Genomic DNA, 24,477 nt, shown 5'->3' with positions numbered 1-24,477 from the left:
TCATGACCGCCAAAGAGAAGTTCCTGACCCAGAGGCAGCGTTACCAGCCGGTGACATTGCCGCAGGACTTCTCCGATGAGGAAATGGCCAGGGACTGGACGCTATCTGAGACCGACAAGAAAGAAGTCAATCGCTACCGCACCAACTCCCGCTTATTCATTGCCATCCAGCTTTGCGCCGTGCGCCTGTATGGCCGCTTCCTAGTGGAGGTCAACGACCTGTCGCGGCGCATTGTGAGCTACCTGAATAGCCAGCTTGAATTGCCGCCATCACTGACCATCAGCACCCCGGATCGAGATGCCACCTTTTCCGAGCAACGCAAGAACATCCTGACCTACCTGGGCTTTTCCAAATACGACGATACCGCACAGGCCAGTCTGGAAACGTGGTTATCCAAGCAAGCGGAACAAGGTTACTTGCCTGACGAATTGTTTCTGCGTGCAGAGCAATATCTTCTGAGTACCAAGGTAATATTGCCGGGGCCAAGTGTCATGGAGCGCTTGATTATCAGTGTCTGCTCCGATGTTCATGAGCGACTGTTTGAATCTCTCTACCAGCAACTGTCCGTGGAAATCCGGCAGGCCATCGATGAGCTGTTGATTGCCGCACCAGGTGATCAACGATCACTGTTCTACCTTCTGAAAGAATATCCACCTTCAGCCACCATCACCTCGATTCAAAGCTACCTGGAGCGTTATCGCTCCCTTGACGGTACCGGCATCGATGCCATTGAATCCAGAATCGTGGATCCGGCGTTTATGGATTACCTCTACAAACTGGCTCGCCGCTACAACGCCAAGGACATCAAACGGTTCAAGGAAAACAAGCGTTACTCGTTGATGCTGTGTTTCCTGCTGGAAACGCGCAAGGTACTGCTGGATCACCTGGTGAAAATGCATGATCAGTACATCCTGGACATGCTGCGCAAGGGCAAGCAGGTTCATGAGAAAAAGCACCGTGAATTTCGCAAACGCCAAAAGAAAGCCATCGATACAGTGCTGGACGCGACCCACTTGGTTCTGGACTGGCCGGATGAGAAGCCGCTGACCAAGGTGGATCTGTGGCAACGCATCGATGAAAAGAAGCTGCTGGAATCGGTGGATGATTTGCATATCTTCAAGCGCCTGGAAGAGCGCGGCTACGGTGATTTGCTGCTGGCTCGCTATCCCAGTTTGCGCAAGTATTTCCCGGAGTTCCTGCACCTGCCGTTCCAGGCCAAACCCGGTACTGAACCCCTCCTGAAGTCCATACAACTGATTCGCCAGCTCGATGCCGGGGAGCTGAAAACCCTGCCCGATGACGTGCCGACCTATTTCATTCCCAAAGAACTGCGGCGCTGCCTGAAAGGCAAAAACGGCAAGATCCAACGCAACGCCTGGGAGCTGGGCGTGGCTATGGCCATGAAGGAGGCCTTGCGCTCCGGGGATCTGTTTGTACCCAAAAGCAAACAGCACGTGTCTTTCTGGGATCTGATGTTGAATCAGTGCGTATTCCGCCCCATCGTGACCACCCATTCCGATTTATCGTGACCGCCTGTTCCGGGCGAGCGTGACCGCTCATTCCGATTGAACGTGACCGATTTCGGGGCTTTGCCCGGAATCGCCGGTCACGTTGTCGGAACCGGCGGTCACGTTCCCTCGGAATCCCGCCTAACTCGCTGGAATTCTTGAACAATTCACGGCATAACCGCGCCCTTTTGCCTATCGGGAGGGCCGCATGCCGGCAACGAGGATTCCAATGCGTAAAATCATGGAGATATTGCGCCTCAAGCATGAGGCCGGACTCAGTAACGAGAAGATCGCCCGCGCCTGCGGCCTTTCCAAGGGCGTGGTCTGCAAGTACCTGCACCTAGCCAACGCCCGGGGTGTTGGGTGGCCACCACCCGCAGGCGCCGACGAAGCCCAGCTCGAACGGCTGCTGTTTCCGGCAGTACAGAAACCCTCCCGCTTCGCCGAGCCCGACTACTTCCACATCCACCAGGAACTCAAGCGCAAGGGGGTGACACTGCAGTTATTGTGGGCCGAGTACGTGGCGGTGCATGAGGACGCTGCCTACCGCTACAGCCAGTACTGCAATCGCTACCGGCAGTGGCGCAAGCAGCAGCGCCGGAGCATGCGCCAGGTGCACCGCGCCGGCGAGAAGACCTTTATTGATTACTGCGGCCCCACCGTCCCGGTGGTCTGCCGCCAGACGGGCGAGATCCGGCGTGCCCAGGTCTTTGTGGCGGTGCTGGGCGCCTCCAGCTACACCTATGCCGACGCCACCTGGACCCAGTCCCTGCCGGACTGGATTGCCTCGCACCAACGTGCCTTCCGCTTCTTCGGCGGCGTCACCGAATTGCAAATCCCGGACAACCTCAAGGCCGGTGTCACTGACGCGAACCGGTACACGCCCGAGATCAATGCTACCTACACCGAGATGGCGGCCCACTACCAGACGGCGATCCTGCCAGCCCGGCCCCGCAAGCCCAAGGACAAGGCCAAAGCGGAAGTCGCAGTGCAGATCGTGGAGCGCTGGATCCTGGCCCGCTTGCGCCACCATACCTTCTTCTCCCTCGCCGAGCTCAATCGAGCCATTGCCGGATTACTGCCGGATCTCAATGAGCGCCACTTCCAGGGGCAGTCCGTCAGTCGCCGGGATCTGTATGAGCAGTTGGATGCCCCCGCCCTGAAGCCGCTACCTGAAACGCCCTACGAATACGCCGAGTGGTGCAAGGCCAAGCCGGGCATCGACTATCACGTCAGCGTCGACAAGCGCTTCTACAGCGTACCCCATGCCCTGGTGGGCCAGACCCTCGATGTGCGCCTGACCGCCGATACGGTGGAGGTCATGCACAAGGGCCACCGGGTGGCGATCCACAGCCGCCGGGGACCGGGGCGCTTCAGCACCTTGGTGGATCACATGCCCAGTTCCCACCGGGCGCACCGGGAGTGGTCGCCGGGGCGCTTCCTCAACTGGGCCCAGGACATCGGCCCCTGCACCCGGCAGGTGGTTCAGCAGCAACTGGAGAACCGGCCTCATCCGGAGCATGGCTACCGGGCCTGTCTTGGCTTGCTGAACCTCAGTCGCCGCTACAGCAGGAGCCGACTGGAAAACGCCTGTGAACGGGCGCTGGCCATCCGTTCCATCAATTACCAGAGCATCGCCTCCATCCTCAAGCAGGGACTGGACCAGCGGGCGCTCGAAGGCGACAGCCACCTGCAATCCGATCTGCCACTGCACGGCAATGTGCGCGGCGCCGATTACTACCACTGACGAGGAAATGAATGATGTTGATGCAACAAACCCGCGAACAACTGCATGCCCTGAAACTGACCGGCCTGCTACAGGCCCTGGAAGAACAACTGGAGACACCCGCGATGAGTGACCTGAGCTTCGAGGAACGTCTGGCCATGCTGATCGACCGGGAAGTGCTGTACCGGGAGAACCGCCGTCTGGATCGGTTGTTGAAGGTGGCGAAGCTGCGTGTGCACGCCTGTGCCGAGGATATCGATTACCGGCATCCCCGGGGACTGGAAAAGAGCCGCATGGCGTCTCTGCTCTCGCTGGACTGGGTACAGCAGTCCCTGAACCTGTGTCTTACCGGTCCCACCGGCTGCGGTAAAACCTGGCTGGCCTGTGCCTTCGGTAACGAAGCCTGCCGGCGCGGCTACAGCGTACGCTACCTGCGCTTGCCGCGGCTGTTTGAAATGCTGCGCATCGCCCATGGCGACGGCTCCTATGCGCGGCTGATGAACCAGCTCCTGAAAACCGATGTGTTAATCCTGGATGACTGGGGTATCCAGAAAGTCAGTGCCGCCCAGCGCAATGACCTGATGGAAGTGATCGAGGATCGGCATGGCCGCCGTTCCACGCTCATCGCCAGTCAGCTGCCAACGGAATACTGGCACGAGTACATCGGTGAAGCGACGATCGCAGACGCGATCCTCGACCGCTTACTGCACGGCGCTCATCGCCTCAACCTGACCGGCGAGTCGATGCGAAAATCCAGCACCAAATTGACGGAACGTGACCGGTCAATGTAAAACTACCGCGTCCAGCGAGCATCGGTGTGCAAGTCGGTCACGATGCCCGGAATGAGCGGTCACGTTCGTCGGAATACGCAATCAGCACCGCTGGGAGGACACCCGCGAAGCCGCTTATGAAGACCTACAGCAACCGTTCAAAGACCAGGTGAAAGCGCAATTGATTCTGCAATTCCACCAAAGTGTGGGGGAAGCGGACAAGCGTTTCGGCCTGGATACCTTTGCCGACATCAAGGATGGCAACCTTAAACTGAAGCGCGATGACAAGGCAGAAATCCCTGAGGCGGTGAAGAAACTCCAGAAGGTCATCGATGCCAGTATGCCCACCATTCGCATTGAAGAATTGCTGATGGAGGTGGACAGGGAAACCAATTTCACCCGGCACTTTATCCCGGTGCAGCAACATCACTCCAGGCCCAAGAATTTCTATAAAACGCTGATTTCGGCCCTGATTTCCCAGGCCACCAATCTTGGTGTCGTGGCCATGAGTGCAAGCGTTGATGACGTAACTGTGGACATGCTGCGCCACGTCTTGCAGTTTTACGTGCGCGAAGAAACCATTACGGCGGCCAGCGCCGAGATCGTGAACCAGCACCACCAATTACCGTTCAGTGAGGTACACGGATCCGGCCAGGTGTCGTCATCGGATGCGCAACGCTTCCGGATCCGGGCCGACAGCCTGTTGGCGGCCTATTATCCCCGGTACTACGGCTACTATGAGAAAGCGATCGGCATCTACACCCATGTGTCCGATCAATACTCGGTGTACAGCACCAAGGCCATTTCCTGTAATCCCAGGGAAGCGCTGTACGTCCTCGATGGAATATTGGAAAACAACACCATTCTGAAGATCCGCGAACATACCACCGACACCCACGGCTACACCGAAATTATCTTCGCCTTGTGCTATTTGCTGGGGTATTACTTCATGCCCCGGATCCGCGACCTCAAGGATCAACAGCTCTACCGGGTGGAGCGTAACGTCAATTACGGCGTGTTCACGCCCTTACTGAACAAGACGGCGGATCTGGATATTGTTGAAGAGCAGTGGGATGAAATGATTCATGTGGCCACGTCGTTAAAGGAACGCACGGCTCCGGCACATGTGATTGTGGAGCGACTGACCAACAGCTTTCCCTCCGACCGGCTGGCGAAGGCCTTCACCAACCTGGGCAGGATCATAAAAACCGAATACATCCTGCGTTACATTACCGACAAGGATTTGCGCCGCACGGTTCAGCTCCAACTCAACAAAGGCGAGTATCGGCACAACCTGCCGCGCTGGATCTTCTTTGCCAACCAAGGCGAGTTCACCACCGGTGATTACCTAGAGATTATGAACAAGGCCAGCGCTTTAAGCATGGTGTCCAATGCGATCCTGTACTGGAACACCTCCAGGATCAGCAATATCGTTGATGAACTCAGAAAGCAGGGTGAGACAGTGGATGACGACCTGCTGGCTCATATCTCCCTATTGCCATATAAACATGTATTGCCCAATGGCACTTACTTTATTGAACAAGAGGATACGAAATAGATGGGCGAAATCCACAACTTCCTGCCACGCCTGACAGTCAATCAATTGTTGATCCGCGATCTTATGGCCGCGCAAGCGCCGTGTTTCGCCTTGGGTTATGTGGAGGATCGGAAAGAAAAGTGCGGTTTCATCGCGGTGCGGCCAGAGAGTCCAATACCGAACCAGGTAACGCAGCGAGGCATGAACTTCGGCCACTCAGTTCTTGGCACAAGCCAGTACAAGGTGCTTCACTTTGGGTTTGAATTCTATGGCCATGCGACGTATCACGGCCTGGTACCTGCCGGAAATCCGATCATTCAGGCCGTAATTGCAACCATGCTGGATACCCAGGACTACTTTTTCTTCGCCATCAATCCGGATCAAACCGTCACAGCCTTTCGATCACAATTCGAGGCCCAAGACCTTGCGGGACTACGTACCAACCAAGAACAATTTGGCGAGGACAGCTGCTCTTTAGAGCAGTACGAAAGCGCGGTAAAGACCTTTACTAAAAACCCGGATCCACCGGGTACAGTGATGAACTGGGTATGCAGAAATAACTGGGATTACCTGGATTTAAAGAAGTATCCGCTAGATCTCAATCCCCGGCCATGAAATGAGGCAGGTGAATATTGCGCAGGAATTTACGGTTTGAGGTGGATCCGTGAAGGCGAAACCGTAAGTTTCTGTTCAAATGCCCCCGCTAGTCCTTGTACTACCACTCCTCGGTTGCATCTGTCTGGAACCAGTACTTTTGAGAGCTACTCTAGTAGAACAAATGCGATCAAGGTAACTGCTAGTCCGAAATGTATTAGCATAAGATTATTTGAAGAATCTACGTGGGTTTGTCAACGCTAATAAAAAGTAGCGCATGAAGTGTTACGTTGAAAGTGAGCTTGGGGCTGATATCAATGAAGTTCTTATCAGTAAACTGGCGCCGCCGCAGCAAGAATCCGAGAGCCATAACTACATAAATTGGAAAGGTAACCGACAGACTAAAACTTAGAGCGGCAAGTAGATTAGACATCTCTTCTGGTGTACACCGCTTCAATGACGGGGGTATTTCAGATAGCTGTAGTTGTATTAGTTCAGATAGCGAGCGTCGTCCGAATTACCCGGACGACTTCACATCAATTCGCTGCTTTGCTCGCATGCTCGCTCTTAGCTGGCCTCGCACTAGACAAAGCGCATGGACAGGTCAACAGCTTTACAGTCCTTCGTAATAGTGCCAATGGATATGTAATCTACACCGGTTTTTGCTATCGACAGTAGTGTCTGTTCATTGATTCCCCCGGAGGCCTCAATTTTGGCCTGCTTGTTGGTTCTTTTTACCGCTACGCGCATATCGTCAACGGAGAAGTTATCCAGCATGATAATGTCGGCCTTTGCTTCTAGGGCTTGTTCAAGCTCATTTAGGTTTTCCACTTCAACTTCCACGGATTTACCTGGCGCAAGTTCTCTGGCAGCCCTGACTGTCGCTGCAATGGAACCACAGGCGTTGATATGATTTTCCTTTATTAGAAAAGCGTCATACAGGCCAATACGGTGGTTGAAGCAGCCTCCAATGGTTACGGCGTATTTTTCAGCAATTCGCAGACCGGGGAGAGTTTTTCGGGTGTCGAGCAACTTTACCTTCGTTGATGACACTAGTCCGGCGTAGTGCCTGCAAACGGTCGCCACACCTGAGAGGGTTTGCAGGAAGTTGAGGGCAGTGCGTTCGCCACTTAGCAGTGCTCTGGCATTTCCCGCTATTTCTACAAGACATTGGTCTTTAGCTACTTGCTGTCCTTCTTCGACTTGCCACGAAATTGCAATATTGGGATCAAGACGACGGAATATTTCGTCGACCCATGGAGTGCCGCAAAGAGTCGCCTCCTGACGCGAATAAATTTTTGCGCGGGCGGTTGTATCCAGCGGGATGAGCTGTGCAGAAATATCGCCAGTGCCGATATCTTCGGCTAGCGCTGCATCCACATTTTGCTTTATTGCTGCATTAAGAACGTCTAAATCAATCATGAGCTGGCTTTGCCTCATTCAAAAAAAAGCCGGCCCATAAAGAGCCGGAAATAACGCTGGGTGGAACAGATGAGCTCAAAACTGGCCGAGAATAATCCTGAGAGTCACGAAATCCCTTTTTTGCCAAGCCCTTACCATTGCTGGAGCTTCTTCTCCTCACGTTCTTGAGGATCAGACCAGTCGGTTTCCTTCGGGATAATACCTTGCCAAGAGGGAATAATCTGCTCAGGTCCTTTGCGAAATATGGATTTTTCGAACGCCTTGCCTTCCTCTTGGTACTTGCTCAACTGAGCCATCATATAGCGGCGAAATTCCACTACCGCAGCGTCGCCAGCACCTAGTGTATCTTCAGAGCGATTGGCAATGGGGCCCATGGTGATCCACATAGCCATGTCCTGATTGGGAATGCCGATGATCCCGGTAAAGTTACCGTCCTTCATCATCTGTCGGTCTTGTTGGAACCAATTGCTTAGGTTGCGCTTAGAAACCCAATTTTGATCTAGATGTTCGCCCAGTGTCGCACCTAGAAAGGCGCGCCATTTTTCGGTGTCCATGGCGTTCTCACCCCAACCAATGAAATGGAATGCGGTGTTGGTGTCGTCAATAGGAACATTGATGTTTGCGACATTGTAAGACGCGTTCGGCGGGATCAGCACGGTCATCGGGGAAACGAAGACTGAGGTCCGCACATAACTGTGAGTATCCGCCTTTTTAATAGGTCTTCTGATAGCAGCGTAGTGGAAGCCATACTCGGTTGATTTGGAGCGCATGCTCGGGTTCTTGTCCGTAGAGGGTCGGTACCAAGCGTTGTCATCAGCCTCAGCCTGAACGACACGTGAAGGAACCATGTCGCTGGAGTGAAGGCTGGAGCTGTGTGAGCTGTCAATCGCGCCCTCAAGAATCTGCGCCCAGTTACACGGAATTTTGATCTTGGCAATACTGACTTTGGTATCAGCGTTGGGGGCCCATGCCGGCGGAATAAATTCAGGTACGCTATTTGCCTCCCCAAGGAAAACCCACACCAAGCCTGCCCATTCTTTGACAGGGAGAGCGCGGTGCTTGACCTTGTCTTTCAAGGGGCTCTCCGGCGGCTCAGAGGGCATATCCACGATGTTGCCGTGGCGGTCCATTTTCCATCCATGGTAAAGACAGCGCAGGCCACATTCTTCATTTCGTCCCATCACCAGTGAGGCGCGGCGGTGGGGGCAAAGCTCATCCATAACACCAACTTCGCCATTACTATCGCGAAACGCAACGAAGTTTTCCCCCAGCAACCTTACCTGGATGGGCTTGCCATCGGCTTCTGGAATTTCCTCCGATAAGCACGCGGGCATCCAATAGTGACGCATGATTTTCCCCATCGGGGCGTCGCCCTCAACTCTGCACAATAGTTCGTTTTCGGCTGGGGTTAGCATTCTGCCTCCTAATAGACCACGAGCAAAAGAATTGCATTTGATGCCCATAAATATACTTCTATATAGATATTTATTCAAGCCTTTTGTTTTGCCGCAATTGAGGCTCCAAGTTATGTGTGCACCGTGTTGAAAAAGGCGCTGCGAACGCAATTTCCGTGAATTCTCAGATCTCGATTTTGGTCTATGAGTGACTATTTTTCGCTGACGCTTGGTCTTTTTAGGCTGCTTGGTTTCAAGTTGATGGTGGTGAGTCCGAGAGAGAGTGGGGAATATTGCAAAGCGAATATCGAAGGGTGTACACTATTAAGCTTCTATAGAGAAGTATATTTGTGAGTGTTTCAGTTGTGGTCTGAGCGAGTATGAGTGGGAACGAACCGAGTTTAGAAGTTGTTATTAAAAGCAAAAGTCAAATTGCAACCAATATCTATCAATTTGAGCTGGTGCGGACCGACGGTGCGGCGTTGCCAGGCTGTGAGCTTGGATCACACATTTCGGTTGAGGTGCCCAGCGGGGCGCATCGCTGGTACTCCATTTGTGATGTGACGGAGAATAGCCAGTCCTATTTTATCGCTGTTAAGCGCGAGGCAGGCGGTCGCGGTGGCTCGGTCAGTCTGATTGACGATACTGAGGTTGGCTCGGTGCTGACCATCAGTGAGCCGGAGTGCGAGTTCGAGTTTGTCGACGCCCCAGGCTATTTGCTGATAGCAGGCGGCATTGGTATCACCCCTATTTATGCGATGTTTAAACACCTGATGAAAATCGGGCATCCCGATTTCAAGCTGATCTACCTGAGTCGCTGCGTTGCTGACGCACCCTTTATAGAAGAGTTATCACAAGCTAAGTACAAGGAGCATGTGTTGATTCATCACAGTGACGAGGTTGGAGAGCGCTTCGACTTTTGGGATATGCTGGAAAGGCCGACGGCACAGCATATTTACTGCTGTGGCCCGAAGGGATTGATGTCCGAAATCAAAGATATGAGCGGCCACTGGCGTCAGTCTCAGCTGCACTTTGAAGACTTCAAACCTGTTGAGGCGGTGCGGGTAGATGATAAGCCTTTCATCGTGCGTCTGGCCGGGTTCGATACCGAGGTTCAAGTCGGAGAATCCGAGACAATGCTGGATGCTCTGCGGCGCCAGGGTATTAAAGTGCATAGCTCCTGCGAGAGTGGAACTTGTGGCTCGTGCAAGGTTGCTTACCTAGACGGAGAGGTGGATCACCGCGACCTCGTTCTAGAAGGCGATGAGAAGAAAAGCTATCTAATGGCTTGCGTGTCGCGTGCCGCGGGTGAGTCCATTACCGTCAAAATTTAAGATTAATCAGAGCTAGGTGCATTGCATGAGTGCGGATACCGCCGATATCAAACCAGTCAAGCTCGGCGTGGTGGGCTTGGGCCGCGGTTTTATGTTGATGTTGCCGACCTTTTTGGACGACCCTCGAGTTGAATTAGTCGGTGCAGCAACGACCAGTGAATTGAAGCAGCAGGAATTTGAAAAGCGGTTTGGCTATCGTGCAGTGTCGACGACAGAAGAACTGTACGCCGACCCGAATATTGAGGCCGTCTATATCGCAACCCCTCACGAGATGCATCGCGACAATGCGATTGAGGCGCTGGCTTCGGGGAAGCATGTACTGGTGGAAAAACCGATGACGATTCGTGTAAGCGACGCGGCAGCCATTGTTGAGTCGGTGGAAAAATACCAAAGGGAAGTGATCGTCGGCCCCAGCCACAGTTTTGACGTACCAATAGTGGAGGCGGGAAAATTGATTGCCAGCGGCAAGTATGGTCGGGTCGGGATGATTCACGCTCACTACTACACTGACTTTGTTTTCCGCCCCCGACGCCCTGAAGAATTGGACTCCGCTCACGGTGGGGGAGTGGTGTTTAATCAGGGCGCCCATCAGGTAGATATGCTACTAACATTGACTGGAGCGATGCCAGTGAGTGTTTATGGATGCGTTGGCAACCTTGACGCCCGGCGTCCCTGTGATGGTGCATATAGCGCCTTAATTGAGTTCGACAATGGATGTATCGGTTCAGTAACTTATAGCGGCTATGGTCATTACGACAGCGATGCCGACCAAGGTTGGATAGGGGAAATGGGTGCGCTGAAGCCGCCTAACGTATATGCAGTGGCTCGAAAAAATCTATCGCAGGTAAAAAACGAAGTGACGGCAAAACAAAGCCGTGGTTTTGTCGCGGGCAGTCACGTCGGCGATGTTCCGAAATTTCATGAGCACTTCGGCAATATTGTGATCAGTTGTGAGAAAGCTGACCTGCGGCCCACTGCCAAAGGCATTCATGTCTATAGCGACGATGGTTACGAGTTTATTCCCTTGCCCTTGGAGGGATCTCCCCGGGCCGAGGTTGTTGCAGAGCTCTATGCATTGGTGCGCCATGGTATGTCCCCGGTGCATTCGGCCCGTCGTGGGTATGTCAATGTGGCGCTTTGTGAAGGCATTTACGAATCGTTTCGGAGCAAGCAGCGGGTTGAAATCAGGATGTCTGACTAAGTCGCTGCGCAATAATCAGAAATTACCTATTAGCTAGGTAATAGAACGGAGAAATCTATGTCAAACCTGTCCCTTTCTGTGGCCATCGGGAATTACGATCGCAACCGTGCTTTGATCGACGGCGAAGTCCAGATCGATGGTGTTAACCCCGTATTTATGAAATTGTCACCGGAGGAAATTTTCTTCCGGGCCTTCCGTCATCAGGAATTCGATATTTGTGAGCTGTCGTTTAGCAGTTATACGCTGAGCGTCAGCCGCGGTACCAACGACTATATTGCCATTCCGGCCTTTTTGTCCCGAGCCTTCCGCCACAGTTGTATATACATCCGCAATGACAAGGGCATCAACAGTCCGGAAGATCTGAAGGGCAAAAGGATTGGTGTGGCCGAATACCAGCTTACCGCTAACGTCTGGGCGCGCGCACTGCTGGAAGAAGAATATGGTGTTTGCCCCTCTGACATCACTTGGGTTCGCGGTGGTATGGAAGTGGCCGATCGCCCGGAGAAGGTTAAGTTAACCCTGCCTAAGGGTGTAGTTATGGAGCCTGCAGCGGCGGGCCGCACGTTGAATTCGCTGCTGGAAGAGGGTGAGATCGACGGCTTTATTGGGCCTCGGACCCTGTCGTGCTTCGACAAAGGCCACCCGAATGTCGTGCGTCTGTTTTCGGACTCCCGCGCTGCGGGCACCAAGTACTATAAAAAAACTGGCGTTTTCCCGATTATGCACGTTGTTGGCGTTCGCCGTTCACTGGTGGAGCAGCACAACTGGCTGCCGATGGCTCTGCTGAAGGCATTCGAGCAGTCCAAGGCAGCAGCGTTGGCTGCACTGTCTGACACATCAGCAACTAAAGTGACGTTGCCCTTTGTGGAAGAGCAGATTGAAGACGCGCGCAAGCTTATGGGTAACGACTATTTTTCCTACGGCTACAAAAACAATCTGAAAACCCTGGAAACCTTCCTGGACCATCACTACCGGCAAGGCCTGTCCGAACGTCCCGTGAAGGCCGATGAGTTGTTCTGGCCTGCTACACAGGAAGGCTACAGTATTTAATCTAATTGCTGTGGCCGGGACGCAGCGTTGAAAATAAGCCAGGAAGGTATTTGGCCCGGGCTTCCTTTCCGTAGTCAGAGTTGTACGGCGGCGTATAAAGCGGGTAACTGCGCCGCCAATTGGTGTGCGATCTGAGCTAAATGCAATACCGTAAGATTGGACACTGGCAAGTCCCAGCTGTCGGTTTGGGATGTATGAATCTGAGCCATGCTTACGGTCATCCGCCGACTGAGGCAGCGGCGACGCTAGTGCTGGAGCGGTCCTTCGACTTAGGTATCCGGCATTTTGATACCGCTGCACTCTACGGCTTTGGCGCCAATGAAGCCCTGATTGGTAAGGCGTTTAAGTCCAAACTCCATCACATCCATCTCGCCAGTAAGTGCGGTATGACCGGTGTAGATGGAAAGCGGGTAATTGATGGACGCCCCGAAACTCTGCTGAAAACTGTCGACGAGGCGCTGTTGCGTCTGCGGGTGGAGCATATCGATCGGAATTACTTGCATCGCTGGGACAAATAAATTGCCATTGAAAAAAGTCTGGGAGCCATGGCCAGGATGGTAGAGCAAGGCAATGTTGGGGCGTTGGGATTGTTGGAGGTGTCGGCTGATACACTACGCAAAGCGCATGCCGTGCACCCCATTTCGACGGTACAGACAGAGTACTTGTTTTGGACGCGAAATCCTGAAATCGCCGTACTTGATGCTTGTTGCGAGATCGGCGCAACCTTTGTTGCTTTTTCTCCTCTTTGGCGGGGCCTTCTGGCAGGGGCGGTAGAAGACCTGGATTAGTTCCCGACAAAGGAAATTTGCAATGCGATACCGCGATTTGCAGAGCCGAATTTTAGTGTCAATCAAGTATGGCTCAGCTCTCGCTAGCCTGGTTGCTGGCCCGAGTAATCACGTGTTGCCGATTCCCGGCACCACCTCGCTGATCGGTCTGGAAGAAAACTTTAAGGCGGCGTCGGTCCCCATAATAGATAGTGACATTGAGCGGCTTGATGGCCTTGTTAATCAGGGCGCCGTTCACGGTCCGCGCTATGGCAGTACGTCGCAGTTGGAAATTGATACGGAAGAGTTTGCCTGAACTCAATTTTGTACAGTACATCCTCCATCGCCGGATCACTCCGGTGATATATAACAACGGTAGCCGAAGGAGCAGCATGACCAATTGGGTTTGCTGTGGCACTCCATTCCTACTATTTGGGTAGTGCCCGGCGGAGCCGTTTTCCCCAACTTGGCCAAAAGCATAAAACCATATGCAATTTACGGGAGCAGGCCCTGCCGAATCCTTAGCCTTTTGATGTTTGAACAGTTATCTCGCATCACTGGGTTTGTGCGTAGGCTTCATAGCAATTAGACAATGAAACCGGCTCGTTACTGCGAGGTTAAGTTGCAAATTAAATAAGAAGAGTAGCGCAGCGTCTTTTAGGATCGCGTGTTGAAGGCCATATTCGATAATTAAATCTTTTATTTATTGGTGGTCGCGCTGTGATACTTAAGGTCTATTTGAAAAGCCATTTGTGAACTAGTCTGGTATATCTGGGCATGATCATGTACACCATAAGGAAAACGGCGACCGCAGTAACTGCGAGCGTATTAAGCAAGCGATTGTGCTGGATGCCTAGTAGGTTAAACAGGGGGCTAAGTATAATGGGAATAAAAAGCACTAAAGGGTAAATCGCAGACCAGGTTAGCAGGTACTGTTTCCAGCGCACCGGGATTTTTGCTCGGACGTTTCTTGGAGTAAACCAAAAGTCCAGCCCGCTAGTGATATTGAAATCATCATTTCCGGAAATGAAAGGCCTAGCCTTATCGATTAGCTGTTGCCGTTTTGGAGAAGTCATCCAGCTTTTTAATTGTTCCGCCGTTCGGAAGCGGATCATAATTGAATAGGTATCGGTGATGCCCGGTACCGGCCTGACGATATGACGATCTAGGAAACCGGGAGAGGCTTCGCTAAGCGGTATAATCTCATTAAGCCAGCTTTCGTATTCTGGCTTTCTGTTGTGGTGAACCCGGTGAGATATAACCACCGTTGCGCCGGAATTCCGATCAAGGTTATCGTGCGTCAATTTGAGGGCTCCTTTTGAGGGACTGGTGACAAAAAAATTCTCAAGAAGATAAATTAAAAGGGCCCCTGCGGTACACGGTTTGGGGTTCAAAAAATAACGCGCCTTCTGACATTGGCAGACATGCCTTTTTGTCCGGCGGAAACGGCTCAAAAGTGATGAAATCTTAATTGCCGAGTGAGACTGTCACCTCAGATAACGCCGTAGCTAGGTAGCGATCGAGTTCTTTTTTATGATGAGTATGCCGTTTTCCAGATCAAAATTGTCGTGAAATCTGGGGGCTGACATAGTAGCAACGACCTTTCCGGAGAAGGATAAGGTGGCGGTTTATGCCACCTTTGCCTTTGTAGTCGGCATAACGCGGTGGTTTATAGCGACTTCCAATCAGTTGTAAGCACTTCACTGCAAACTTCTAGCGGAATTTTCTCGATGCCCACAGCGGAATTTTACCGCGCCCAAGTCCAAAATTGTCGATTAACCACTAAATTGTTTGCGGAGGGCCTTTTTGTCGGGCTTTCCCAGATTGGTGACGGGGATGGCGTCGACGAAATGGATAATTTTTGGTGTCTGGTGGGGGCCTTTTGTGGCGCGCACCAGTTTGGAAATATCCTCGGCAGAGGCTTCCATGCCGGGTCTCAGCGCGACTGCTGCAGTGACCGCCTCGCCCCACTTTTCGTCTGGAGTGCCAAATACCGAGACCGCAGAGACGGCCGGATGGGTGGCAATTACATCTTCTACCTCCCGCGGGAACACATTGAAGCCGCCGGTAATGACCATGTCTTTAGCGCGGTCGACAATTCTTAAGAAACCATCGGGGTCCTTAATTGCAATATCTCCAGTGTGGAGCCAATCGTGGGCAAAGACTTCCTCCGTAAGATCGGGCTTGTTGTAATAACCTGGCATCACCAAGGGCCCGCGGGTGCAGATTTCGCCGGGCTCGCCATCGGGCACTGGATTGCCCTGGTGGTCGAGAAGCGCAACATCAATCCAGGGCACGGGGCGGCCGCAGGACGACAGGCGCTTGGGGTCGTCAACCAAATGCTCGCTGCGGCGCATCACCGAAATCGTCATTGGGCACTCGCTCTGGCCGTAGAATTGGAAGAAGATCGGGCCGAATTTTTTGATGGCTTCCTGCAGGCGTGGTACTGACATTGGCGAGGCGCCGTAAATTATGGTTTCCAGGCTGCTCAGGTCAAACTCGGGTGCACGAGGGTGATCCATCAGAGCGTAGATCATGGTTGGCACCATCAACATGCAGTTAATTTTATGCTCCTGAATCATTTCCATGACTTTGACTGGTTCAAACGCGGGGATCACGTACATGGAGCCACCGGCAAGCAGGGTGGGTAGAAATAGGGTGCCGCCAGTGTGGCTCAGGGGCGAGACTAGAAGTTGGCGCGTGTTTTCGGGCCATTCCCACTCCGCCATCATGATTTGGGTCATTGTCATAAAGCAGCGGTATGAGCCTTCGATTCCCTTGGGTTTGCCCGTTGTGCCGCCGGAATAGGTTAGCCGGTATACGTCTTCTCCATTTACCTCGGGGGCAATTAGCGGCGCCGCATCGTGATTAGACACAAAGGGCAGGAGGTTCTCGCCGGAGTTACTCTGTCCCAGCGACCAGACACGTTTTAGCTGGGGGCAGCGCTGTTTAAGTTCGCCAACCAAGTGATCGAATTTGGGATCGAAAATAATGGTGTCGATATTGGCGTCTTCGACGACGTACGCGAAGTCATCGACTGCGCCCATTGGGTGTAGAGAGGTGATAAGCATTGCCTCCAACAGCGCGGCATCAGTGACGTGAATAACTTCTACTCTATTGCCGGACAGTAAGGCAATACGGCTAGCGCGATTGAGTCCTTGGGCTCGGAACGCCTGGCAGTAGCGACTGGTTTCATCGGCAATCTCTCTTCCGGTTCTTGAGCTGCCGTCGGGTAGAAAGATAACTTCGCGGTCGGCATTGTCCTGAAGTGCTCGGATGAGCAGGTGTGGAGTAAAAATTTCTTTATGCAGTTGTGTGCGCATCGAACTCTCACTTTGTACGGCCGAGTAAAACTCAGCGGTGAATAATTGCCTGATTAGGAGCTGTTGAGGTTGTACAGCTGCAATCATCCAGAACGGCGCTGTATACCGTTCAATTTTTCGATACTTCGGTATCGGACATCTATTGCTGTGCTAGATCAGAGCGATTTATTCTTTCATTTTAAACACAGTATAACCTGTTTTTATTGTGGGTCAATTGAAGTTTGTCATTGGCGCTGATTAAGGCTGGCACTTCGCGTGTTCGCGCTGAGTACGCGGGCTTTGGGGCGATGGATGCCTACCTGCAGGTTAATCGTTTACATGGTTCAATTGAAGGGTGATGACCGGCTTCAGGTTTGGTGGGGAAAAGTGCTCTTGAAATGGCAGCGTAAAGACAGTATAACCTGTTTCTAAGAATCCTAGGGGTTAAGCCCGGCTCGCAGTATCCGAGATTCGTGCTTGCAGGTTTAGAGATCTAAGAAACATGGAGTGGGTCAGAATATTCTACGGCCCATCCCTGTTTGCATAGTTATTTTTCTCAGAGGCGGTTATGACTGAAAAAGTAGAGTTCCCACTGGCTAATTGCGAGTTGCGTTCTTTCGTTGGTGAAGACGCAAGGCTGTATTTATCGCTGGAGGTAGTGGAGATCGGTAGTCCTGTGGGGGATGAGTTGGTGGTGAGGGTCGAAGGAGCGCCGATGAACCCTTCCGATCTTGGGTCTATGCTGGGTGGTGTGTCCGCTGATGCATTTCGGCTTACCGACAATGGTGGGCTCGTTGCGGACATTCCAGAAGCCGATTTTGGGCGGCTTTCTGAGCGAGTTGGCCAGTCCATTGGAGTAGGTTTGGAAGGAATGGGCACCGTGGTGGCCGCCGGGGAGCTGGCCCAGCACTTGGTCGGCAACGTGGTTGCCATGGTCGGCGGAGGCATGTACACCCAGTACCGCAAGATTAATGCTGGTGATTGTCTGGCGCTGCCCAATGGCACAAGCCCTGAAGATGGCGCTGGCGCATTTGTAAATCCGATGACATCCCTGAGCTTGGTTGAGACGATGCGCCGAGATGGTCATACGGCCTTGGTTCATACTGCTGCAGCCTCAAATCTCGGTCAGATGCTAGTAAAAATCTGCAAGTCAGATGGCGTTGGCCTGGTAAATGTTGTCCGCAGCGAGGCTCAGGTGACGTTGTTAAAAGGTCTGGGCGCCAAGTATGTATGCAATAGCAGCTCGCCCACGTTCGACGATGAACTGGTCGCTGCTATCGGCGAGACGGGGGCAACCATTGCCTTTGACGCTGTTGGTGGTGGTGACCTTGCCAGCCGCATACTTGCAGCGATGGAGAGGGCAAACACCGGAAAAACACCTTACAGTCGTTACGGATCAAACGTATATAAGCAGGTGTATTTTTACGGAGGGCTCGACACCAGTCCCATTGTCCTGCGTAAGAACTACGGTATGGCCTGGGGGGCAGGTGGTTGGTTGTTGTTCCCCTTCCTTGAAAAGATTGGCAACGAGGCGACGGCGGCATTAAAGGCACGTGTCGAACGGGAAATATATACAACATTTGCCAGTGAGTTTGGGCATTCGGCCACCATTAGAGAAATTCTCTGCCCCGAAAAAATCCGGGTGGCGGCTGCGCGTTCGACGGGGTCCAAATTTTTAATAAAACCCAATTTGTAACATGTGGGTTGCCCTGGGCGGGTTCTGCTGGTGGTTGAGGACGCTATCAGTCAGGCATTTGGCGCGGGTGGCCTATGATTATCTTGTCAGCTTGAAACAGATGGTGAAATGATAATGACAAAAGTGCTTCATGTTCATGCAAGTCCCAAAAGGGAATATTCAGCTTCCGGCCAGATGGCGGATATCTTTCTTGATGAATACCGGAAAATTAATCCCGCTCACGAGATTGAAACCCTATCGCTGTTTGAGAGTGATTTGCCCGAGTTTGGCTTTGATCAGACTACAGCCAAGTTCGCGCCCATTTTTGGCGATCAGCTAACTCAGGAGCAAGAGCAGAAGTGGCAGGTTATTCTCGACGTGATCTCGCGTTTTGATAAGGCTGACAAAATCATCGTTTCCACGCCGATGTGGAATGGTTCGATTCCTTACAAACTTAAACACTACATCGACATAATTGTACAACCTCTGGTGACCTTTGGCTTTAACCCAGAGACTGGGGAGCATTTTGGTTTGCTGAAAGATCGACCATTGCAGTTCGTTCTCACACGCTCCTCAGTACCGGTTGGTGATCCGTTCGATAATCAGCTGCCGTATCTCAGATCCATTTTTGGCTTTATGGGTATCTTGGATCATCGAGTTGTGGTGGCTGAGAGTACAACTAGGCCAACGTCTGAAGAGCGTGCTCAGTATATTGCAGAATTTTCCGAAATTCTAAAGCAGGCGGCCGCCGAATTTTAGGCGTCTGGAATATATGATCTGTTGAGTGGGTATTCAGGTCTTCTTGTCATAATTTACTTTGAGGATGTACTAGTGGACGTTATTCAGAACTTCGTGCTGAGCCACTTTTTGAGCGTCAAAGCTGCTCATATCATTTCGGCTTTTTTGTGGTCATTTACCACCATTTCTCCAATGCTGTTTTACGTCAATCCGACAATGAAAAAGCTAAAGGCCAATCCCGATGATCCAGAGCTAAAGCGTCGCGGGGAATGGGTTCTGGAACAGATGGACCGGGTTGTTATTCTTGAACATATTGCGCTGGCAGTGCTGTTAATAACCGGGTTAATGCTTTACGCCTCTGGAGTGGCGAGTTTTGCCAGTGGGTGGTTTTTTGCAAAGATGTTGATAGTGGTTGGATTCTTTGTGCCTATGGAAATTTACGATATCTGGTTGACTCATGTGAAAGCGCCACGTATGGAGCGAAACAAAGAAGCCGACAGACCAAAATACGAAGCTTTTCGGAAATTTTACTACAAATACCTCACAAGGCTAGCGTATCCGATTGTTGTATTTATCCCTGCCGTATTAATTTTGGCCTTAACCAAACCATTTTGATTGACAAGTAAAGGGGTAAGGAGATGAGCCTAAGAAAAGCAAGCTGCGCCTGTGGTCAGGTAGTAATGGCAGTAGACGGTGAGCCAGAGATTGTTGCGATCTGCGGTTGTCAGCAGTGTCAACGTCGAACAGGTAGCGTGTATAGCACGCACGCATTTTTTGCCCAAAGCGGTGTAAAAATAGAGGGTGACTATAAAGTATTCGCCCGCAAAGCTGACAGCGGCAATACGGTCACGTTTCATTTTTGTCCGGAGTGCGGCAGTACTGTATTTTGGCGCGCGGAGGGACGGCCCAATTCCTGGGGGATCGCGTTGGGCGCATTGTCAGGAGTGGATATGCCGCCGCCGATTGCTGCTGTGTGGGGAAATGAGGTGAAGAAATGGGTACCGCTTCCTGAAGGAATAACTGTTTTCTCGCTGGGCGCTGATTCACCTAAATTGCGAGGTTGAGCCTTCGGAATCCCTGTGTTGGCGTTTGCGCGGGGGCGTGACGTAATTGAGTGGAGATGTGGTATGAAACAATCCTCCCTGGCGACTCCGGTGAGCGATTACGCTGTGGAGATGGCAGCGCGGGTAGAAAAATTTGTGCGCAATGTGATTGTTCCCTATGAGAAAGATGCCCGTCGGGATAGTCATGGTGCGCCCACCGAAGAGCTTGTGATGGAGATGCGTCACAAGGCGCGGGAAGCTGGGGTAATGACACCCCATATTCGACCAGATGGTCATCATCTCACTCAGCGGGAGACAGCTCTAGTATTGATAAATTCAGGATTGTCTCCCATCGGTCCTGTAGCCTGTAATACAGCGGCGCCGGACGAAGGCAATATGTACCTAATGGGGCATGTCGCCAGCCCCGCCCTCAAGATGCGCTTTTTGGAGCCGATAGCCTCCGGCGAGGCGCGGTCAGCATTTTTTATGACCGAGCCAGCGAGTGAGAACGGTGCAGGCTCCGATCCATCTATGATGAAAACCACCTGTCGTCGGGATGGTGATGATTGGGTGATCAATGGTCGGAAGGCTTTTATTACTGGTGCCATAGGTGCAAAGGTCGGTATTGTTATGGCCGCCGCCGAAGAGGGGGCCTGTATGTTTTTGGTGGATCTCCCCAACCCGGCGATTCGCCTCGATGAGCTCCCTCACACCATCGATAATGCTATGCCTGGCGGGCACGGCACCTTCACGATAGACAATCTCCGGGTGCCGGCTGAGCAGATGCTTGGGGAGGCTGGTGAGGGCTTCAAGTATGCTCAAGTGCGTCTATCCCCAGCCCGGCTTTCGCACTGTATGCGCTGGCTCGGTGCGTGCAAGCGCGCCCATGAAATCGCGACTGATTATGCCTGTCAGCGAGAGGCTTTTGGGAAACTGCTAGTTGATCATGAAGGTGTAGGCTTTATGCTTGCGGAGAATCTGATTGATCTAAAACAGGCCGAACTAATGATCGACTGGTGTGCCGCCGTGCTTGATAGTGGATCGCTTGCGACTGTGGAGAGTTCCATGACAAAAGTGGCGGTTTCTGAAGCTCTCATGCGCATTGCTGACCGTTGTGTTCAAGTTATGGGCGGGACTGGTGTGACTCAGAATACAGTTGTTGAACAGGTCTTTCGTGAGATTCGTGCTTTTCGCATCTACGACGGTCCAACCGAAGTTCATAAGTGGTCCCTGGCTAAAAAAATCAAGCGCGATTGGAAAGCGATGTAGTTATGAGTGCTTCCGATCATTCATCAAATTCTGGATCAACCCCAGTTCGGGAAGGGTTTGCCTTTAATGAAGCCGCGCTGGCTAACTGGATGAAGGCCAATGTAGAGGGCTTTGAGGGACCTCTTCGAGTTGAGCAGTTTAAGGGGGGGCAATCCAATCCCACCTATAAACTGATCACTTCTGGCCGAAGTTACGTTTTGCGGCGCAAACCGCCGGGAAAGCTGGTCAAGGGGGCGCACTCGGTGGAGCGTGAAGCCACTGTGCTGATTGGGCTGGGTAAAGCGGGCTACCCTGTCGCTCATGTTTACGGATTGTGCACTGATGAAACGCTTATTGGCAGCAATTTTTACATTATGGAGATGATTGAGGGTCGCATTATTTGGGATGCTACCTTCCCAGATGTGGCCAAGTCTGAACGCCGCGCTTACTTTGACGCCATGAATGCGACTATCGCGCAGTTGCATACCCTTGATTACCAAGCATTGGGCTTGGGCGATTATGGTCGCACGGGTAATTACTTTGAGCGCCAAATTGCCCGTTGGACGAAGCAGTACCTGGACGACGGCGACGCTGGCAGAGATGCCAATATGGATCGCCTTATTGAATGGCTGCCGGAAAACATACCAGAGGGCAATACTACAACGCTTATTCACGGCGACTTCCGTTGTGACAATGTCATTTTTCACCCTACAGAGCCGCGCATACTCGCAGTGCTAGACTGGGAGCTGTCTACTTTGGGTGACCCCCTGTCGGATTTTGCTTACCACGCAATGATGTACCGGATGCCGCCGAATATCGTTGCGGGCCTGTCGGGGGCGGACCTGCATGAGCTAGGCATTCCGACGGAGGAAGACTATATTGCTGACTACTGTCGTCGTACCGGGCGCAGTGCTATCGCCAACTATGATTTTTATATTGCTTTCAACTTTTTCAGACTGGCCGCGATTTTCCATGGTATCAAGGGGCGGGTGATAAAAGGCAGCGCCGCGTCTGCTCATGCCCGAGATCGCGCGGCATCTTTCCCGACCCTGGCGGAGCTGGCCCGCAGAGCAATGGAAGCCTGTCAATAATGTGTTATGCGTCTGGCTTTGGTGCAGGGGATAAACGTACTTTAATCATTGGGAGCTTGTTGTGACCTTGCAGGTTATTGGGGCCGGTTTCGGTCGGACGAGTACAAATTCTCTTAAGGTCGCTTTGGAGAGATTGGGTTATGCCCCATGCCACCATATGAAGGAAGTGATGCCTCGGCGCGACCAGGTCGATTTGTTTAATCGAGCAGGTGCGGGGGAGGCGGTTGAATGGAGTGTCATCTTTGAGGGCTTTCAGGCGGCTTGCGACTGGCCCTCGGCCAAGTTTCATAAAGAGCTGGCAGCCCATTATCCCGATGCCAAAATTGTTCTTTCTGTACGTGACGCAGACAAATGGTACGACAGCACCCGCAGCACTATATTTGCTTTTACCCAGAGCATGCCCCGCTGGTTGCGTTGGTTAAGTCCGCGGATGCGCACCATCCATCAAATGGTGACAGGGGTTGTTTGGGATGGGGTGTTTGGCGGTCGATTCGCTGACGAGGCGTATGCGAAACAGGTGTTCCTGCAAAATACTGAAGACGTCAAAGCGTACTACCCGCCTGAGCGCCTGCTGGTGCACCACCCCGCTGATGGATGGCAACCGCTGTGTGAATTCCTGGGGAAGGATATTCCTGCTGAGCCATATCCGCGGGTGAATGAGGCCCATGAAATTGAGCGCATTGTTAAAATTTTCAAGGCTCTAAGTTACCTACCTTATATCTTGATGGGGCTGATTATTATGCTTTGGGTGTTTTAGCGGCTACTCTCTATCGCGATTCGCCAACTATTGTGTTTCGGAAGTTGCCCCGGAATAGTGAGCGGCATGGAATTGTAGGGAGCTGCAGTGTTGTCCGTATTACAAATAGTTGCGGCTACTTGTTGTTGCCGCTTGGTAATGCCGGTAAGAGGTGAGGGTTTTTGCACTTTATCGATGGTTCTGTAGGCACGGTTTGATGGTTGCGCAGAGCTTGGAATTGTGCTTGAATCCACAACTATATAGACAGTACAACCTGTTTGTAACATGCCCGAAAGGTCCGGGCCTTATAACTTCTGGATAAGGTAGCTGAGGAAAAATAATGAGTGACAATATCGATATGAAAAACATTCCGTCCCTGTGGGAGGCTGCAAAGCAGGAAATGGAGGGATACAGCTTCCTTGGGGACTACGTGCAGCCAAAGTGGGATGTGCCTGAAATTATTGGTATCTCCTGTGCAGTATCAAATCGTTTTGGCGATGACGCAAAGGCCGGTGCATCCAAATCTTCTGTTGAAAAGTACATTGATGAGGCCTCTGCAGTAATTGAGGAAGGTGCTTGGTCTGTCCACATTGATTTTACCTGGGTGACGGATGAGAAGGGCCGCCGTTTGGACCAGATTCCCCCTACTGAAGCTTACCCGATGGTGCTTGAGCCGCTGCGCAAGCGTTATGGTTATAGCTTTATGGCAGACCTGAATGTTCTGAACGGAGCGACCTTCGAAGAGTGCATGAGCCCGGTGAAAGCCGGTTTGGCGGAGACTGCACCCTGTGCTCCGGGTCACCCAGAAGTGTTTGTGACCAATGCGGTCAAGACATTGTTCGAATACGGCGTACTGCCCCAAGTGGCAATTCACAACTCCGGTGAAATCGAGTTGATGAAGCGCCGTATTATCGACAAAGGGCTGATGAAGGGGCCGGTTCTGTGGGGGCTGCTGTTCGGTCTGCCTTTTGACGTAGGGCGCACGCTGTTGTCAGGTAATACGGTAATGGATATGGATGATTTGGTTCGGCAGATGCTGCTGCTGCAGCACCAGATACGGAAAATCGATCCCAACGCCCAGTTCATTGGTTGTGCAGCAGGTCGTGGCACGATGTACTTCACCACGCTGGCGACCATGCTGGGTATGCACATTCGAGTTGGTACTGAGGATACCGAATTCAAGTATCCTAACTCTGATGAGAAATTCACCAGCAACTTAGAAATGTTCAAGCGCGCAAAGGAGATTGCCGAAATGCACGGTCGCAGACCTGCGACCGCCAATGAAATGCGTAGAATGTTCGGTATGCCCGAACGATAGCTTTTGGATTTTGATGGTTTATT

The 24,477-nt window shown here is 52.2% G+C and carries 21 protein-coding genes and 1 pseudogene; 18 read left to right on the top strand and 4 right to left on the bottom strand.

From position 1 onward, the window contains the following. Positions 1 to 2 precede the first annotated feature (2 nt). The 5 genes from EGJ68_RS17470 (at position 3) to EGJ68_RS17450 (ending at position 6,156) form a co-directional block, all read left to right on the top strand. The gene (locus tag EGJ68_RS17470; protein ID WP_199228096.1) at positions 3 to 1,529 is read left to right on the top strand and encodes a DUF4158 domain-containing protein; all 1,527 of its coding nucleotides are present in this window, start codon (positions 3 to 5) and stop codon (positions 1,527 to 1,529) included. Positions 1,530 to 1,716: 187 nt separating this feature from the next. Then, the gene (istA, locus tag EGJ68_RS17465; protein WP_199228095.1) at positions 1,717 to 3,255 is read left to right on the top strand and encodes an IS21 family transposase; all 1,539 of its coding nucleotides are present in this window, start codon (positions 1,717 to 1,719) and stop codon (positions 3,253 to 3,255) included. Positions 3,256 to 3,269: 14 nt separating this feature from the next. Further along, complete coding sequence (gene istB / locus EGJ68_RS17460) at positions 3,270 to 4,025, top strand: IS21-like element helper ATPase IstB (RefSeq protein WP_123035804.1); 756 nt, start codon at positions 3,270 to 3,272, stop codon at positions 4,023 to 4,025. Positions 4,026 to 4,173: 148 nt separating this feature from the next. Further along, positions 4,174 to 5,562 carry a Tn3 family transposase gene (locus EGJ68_RS17455; protein WP_199228094.1) on the top strand — a complete coding sequence of 463 codons (1,389 nt, stop codon included), beginning with the start codon at positions 4,174 to 4,176 and terminating at the stop codon, positions 5,560 to 5,562. After that, the gene (locus EGJ68_RS17450; RefSeq protein ID WP_103682702.1) at positions 5,563 to 6,156 is read left to right on the top strand and encodes a hypothetical protein; all 594 of its coding nucleotides are present in this window, start codon (positions 5,563 to 5,565) and stop codon (positions 6,154 to 6,156) included. Positions 6,157 to 6,717: 561 nt separating this feature from the next. Here EGJ68_RS17450 and nadC read toward each other — a convergent pair. Continuing rightward, positions 6,718 to 7,557, bottom strand: coding sequence for a carboxylating nicotinate-nucleotide diphosphorylase (gene nadC, locus EGJ68_RS17445; protein ID WP_008250860.1), 840 nt, complete (start codon positions 7,555 to 7,557; stop codon positions 6,718 to 6,720). A gap of 131 nt (positions 7,558 to 7,688) precedes the next feature. Continuing rightward, on the bottom strand, positions 7,689 to 8,972 hold the full coding sequence (locus EGJ68_RS17440; protein WP_008250861.1) for a Rieske 2Fe-2S domain-containing protein: 1,284 nt from the start codon (positions 8,970 to 8,972) through the stop codon (positions 7,689 to 7,691). A gap of 359 nt (positions 8,973 to 9,331) precedes the next feature. Here EGJ68_RS17440 and EGJ68_RS17435 point away from each other — a divergent pair, with 359 nt between their 5' ends. The 5 genes and pseudogenes from EGJ68_RS17435 to EGJ68_RS18265 all read left to right on the top strand — a co-directional run bounded on the left by EGJ68_RS17435 (position 9,332) and on the right by EGJ68_RS18265 (position 13,619). After that, positions 9,332 to 10,285, top strand: a complete 954-nt coding sequence (locus EGJ68_RS17435) for a PDR/VanB family oxidoreductase (RefSeq protein ID WP_008250862.1) — start codon at positions 9,332 to 9,334, stop codon at positions 10,283 to 10,285. Positions 10,286 to 10,310: 25 nt separating this feature from the next. After that, the gene (locus tag EGJ68_RS17430) at positions 10,311 to 11,486 is read left to right on the top strand and encodes a Gfo/Idh/MocA family oxidoreductase (RefSeq protein WP_008250863.1); all 1,176 of its coding nucleotides are present in this window, start codon (positions 10,311 to 10,313) and stop codon (positions 11,484 to 11,486) included. A 57-nt stretch (positions 11,487 to 11,543) separates the two neighbouring features. Further along, the gene (locus tag EGJ68_RS17425) at positions 11,544 to 12,536 is read left to right on the top strand and encodes a PhnD/SsuA/transferrin family substrate-binding protein (RefSeq protein ID WP_008250864.1); all 993 of its coding nucleotides are present in this window, start codon (positions 11,544 to 11,546) and stop codon (positions 12,534 to 12,536) included. A 140-nt stretch (positions 12,537 to 12,676) separates the two neighbouring features. Further along, a pseudogene (locus EGJ68_RS18375) lies at positions 12,677 to 13,324 on the top strand (aldo/keto reductase). Between the two features lie 22 nt (positions 13,325 to 13,346). Further along, entirely contained in the window at positions 13,347 to 13,619 is a 273-nt protein-coding gene (locus EGJ68_RS18265) for an aldo/keto reductase (protein ID WP_008250865.1), read from the top strand. A 418-nt stretch (positions 13,620 to 14,037) separates the two neighbouring features. Here EGJ68_RS18265 and EGJ68_RS17415 read toward each other — a convergent pair whose 3' ends face one another. Both EGJ68_RS17415 and EGJ68_RS17410 read right to left on the bottom strand, forming a co-directional pair. Then, positions 14,038 to 14,607 carry an antibiotic biosynthesis monooxygenase gene (locus EGJ68_RS17415; protein WP_040803791.1) on the bottom strand — a complete coding sequence of 190 codons (570 nt, stop codon included), beginning with the start codon at positions 14,605 to 14,607 and terminating at the stop codon, positions 14,038 to 14,040. A 471-nt stretch (positions 14,608 to 15,078) separates the two neighbouring features. Further along, complete coding sequence (locus tag EGJ68_RS17410) at positions 15,079 to 16,626, bottom strand: AMP-binding protein (RefSeq protein WP_040803792.1); 1,548 nt, start codon at positions 16,624 to 16,626, stop codon at positions 15,079 to 15,081. Between the two features lie 547 nt (positions 16,627 to 17,173). On the opposite strand from EGJ68_RS17410, the gene EGJ68_RS17405 reads away from it, so the two are divergent. The 8 genes from EGJ68_RS17405 (at position 17,174) to EGJ68_RS17370 (ending at position 24,454) form a co-directional block, all read left to right on the top strand. Beyond that, complete coding sequence (locus tag EGJ68_RS17405; protein WP_008250869.1) at positions 17,174 to 18,301, top strand: zinc-binding dehydrogenase; 1,128 nt, start codon at positions 17,174 to 17,176, stop codon at positions 18,299 to 18,301. Between the two features lie 114 nt (positions 18,302 to 18,415). Further along, positions 18,416 to 19,039: an FMN-dependent NADH-azoreductase gene (locus EGJ68_RS17400; RefSeq protein WP_040803719.1), complete on the top strand. Its 624-nt coding sequence runs from the start codon at positions 18,416 to 18,418 to the stop codon at positions 19,037 to 19,039. Positions 19,040 to 19,111: 72 nt separating this feature from the next. Further along, the gene (locus tag EGJ68_RS17395; RefSeq protein ID WP_008250873.1) at positions 19,112 to 19,633 is read left to right on the top strand and encodes a hypothetical protein; all 522 of its coding nucleotides are present in this window, start codon (positions 19,112 to 19,114) and stop codon (positions 19,631 to 19,633) included. A 23-nt stretch (positions 19,634 to 19,656) separates the two neighbouring features. Next, entirely contained in the window at positions 19,657 to 20,082 is a 426-nt protein-coding gene (locus EGJ68_RS17390) for a GFA family protein (RefSeq protein ID WP_008250874.1), read from the top strand. A 63-nt stretch (positions 20,083 to 20,145) separates the two neighbouring features. After that, a complete protein-coding gene (locus EGJ68_RS17385) occupies positions 20,146 to 21,330 on the top strand; it encodes an acyl-CoA dehydrogenase family protein (protein WP_008250875.1) in 1,185 nt (394 codons plus the stop codon). Between the two features lie 2 nt (positions 21,331 to 21,332). Continuing rightward, positions 21,333 to 22,400 (top strand): phosphotransferase, encoded by a 1,068-nt coding sequence (locus EGJ68_RS17380; protein ID WP_008250876.1) that lies wholly within the window; start codon positions 21,333 to 21,335, stop codon positions 22,398 to 22,400. A gap of 61 nt (positions 22,401 to 22,461) precedes the next feature. Beyond that, a complete protein-coding gene (locus EGJ68_RS17375) occupies positions 22,462 to 23,157 on the top strand; it encodes a sulfotransferase family protein (RefSeq protein WP_040803722.1) in 696 nt (231 codons plus the stop codon). 319 nt (positions 23,158 to 23,476) lie between these two features. After that, complete coding sequence (locus EGJ68_RS17370; protein ID WP_008250885.1) at positions 23,477 to 24,454, top strand: 3-keto-5-aminohexanoate cleavage protein; 978 nt, start codon at positions 23,477 to 23,479, stop codon at positions 24,452 to 24,454. The last annotated feature ends 23 nt before the right edge of the window (positions 24,455 to 24,477 follow it).

The sequence above is a fragment of the Haliea alexandrii genome, assembly GCF_003719295.1.
In the GTDB taxonomy this organism is placed as follows: Bacteria; Pseudomonadota; Gammaproteobacteria; order Pseudomonadales; family Halieaceae; genus Haliea; species Haliea alexandrii.
Note: the sequence above shows the minus strand (reverse complement) of the source record. Positions and strands in the feature narration are given on the sequence as shown.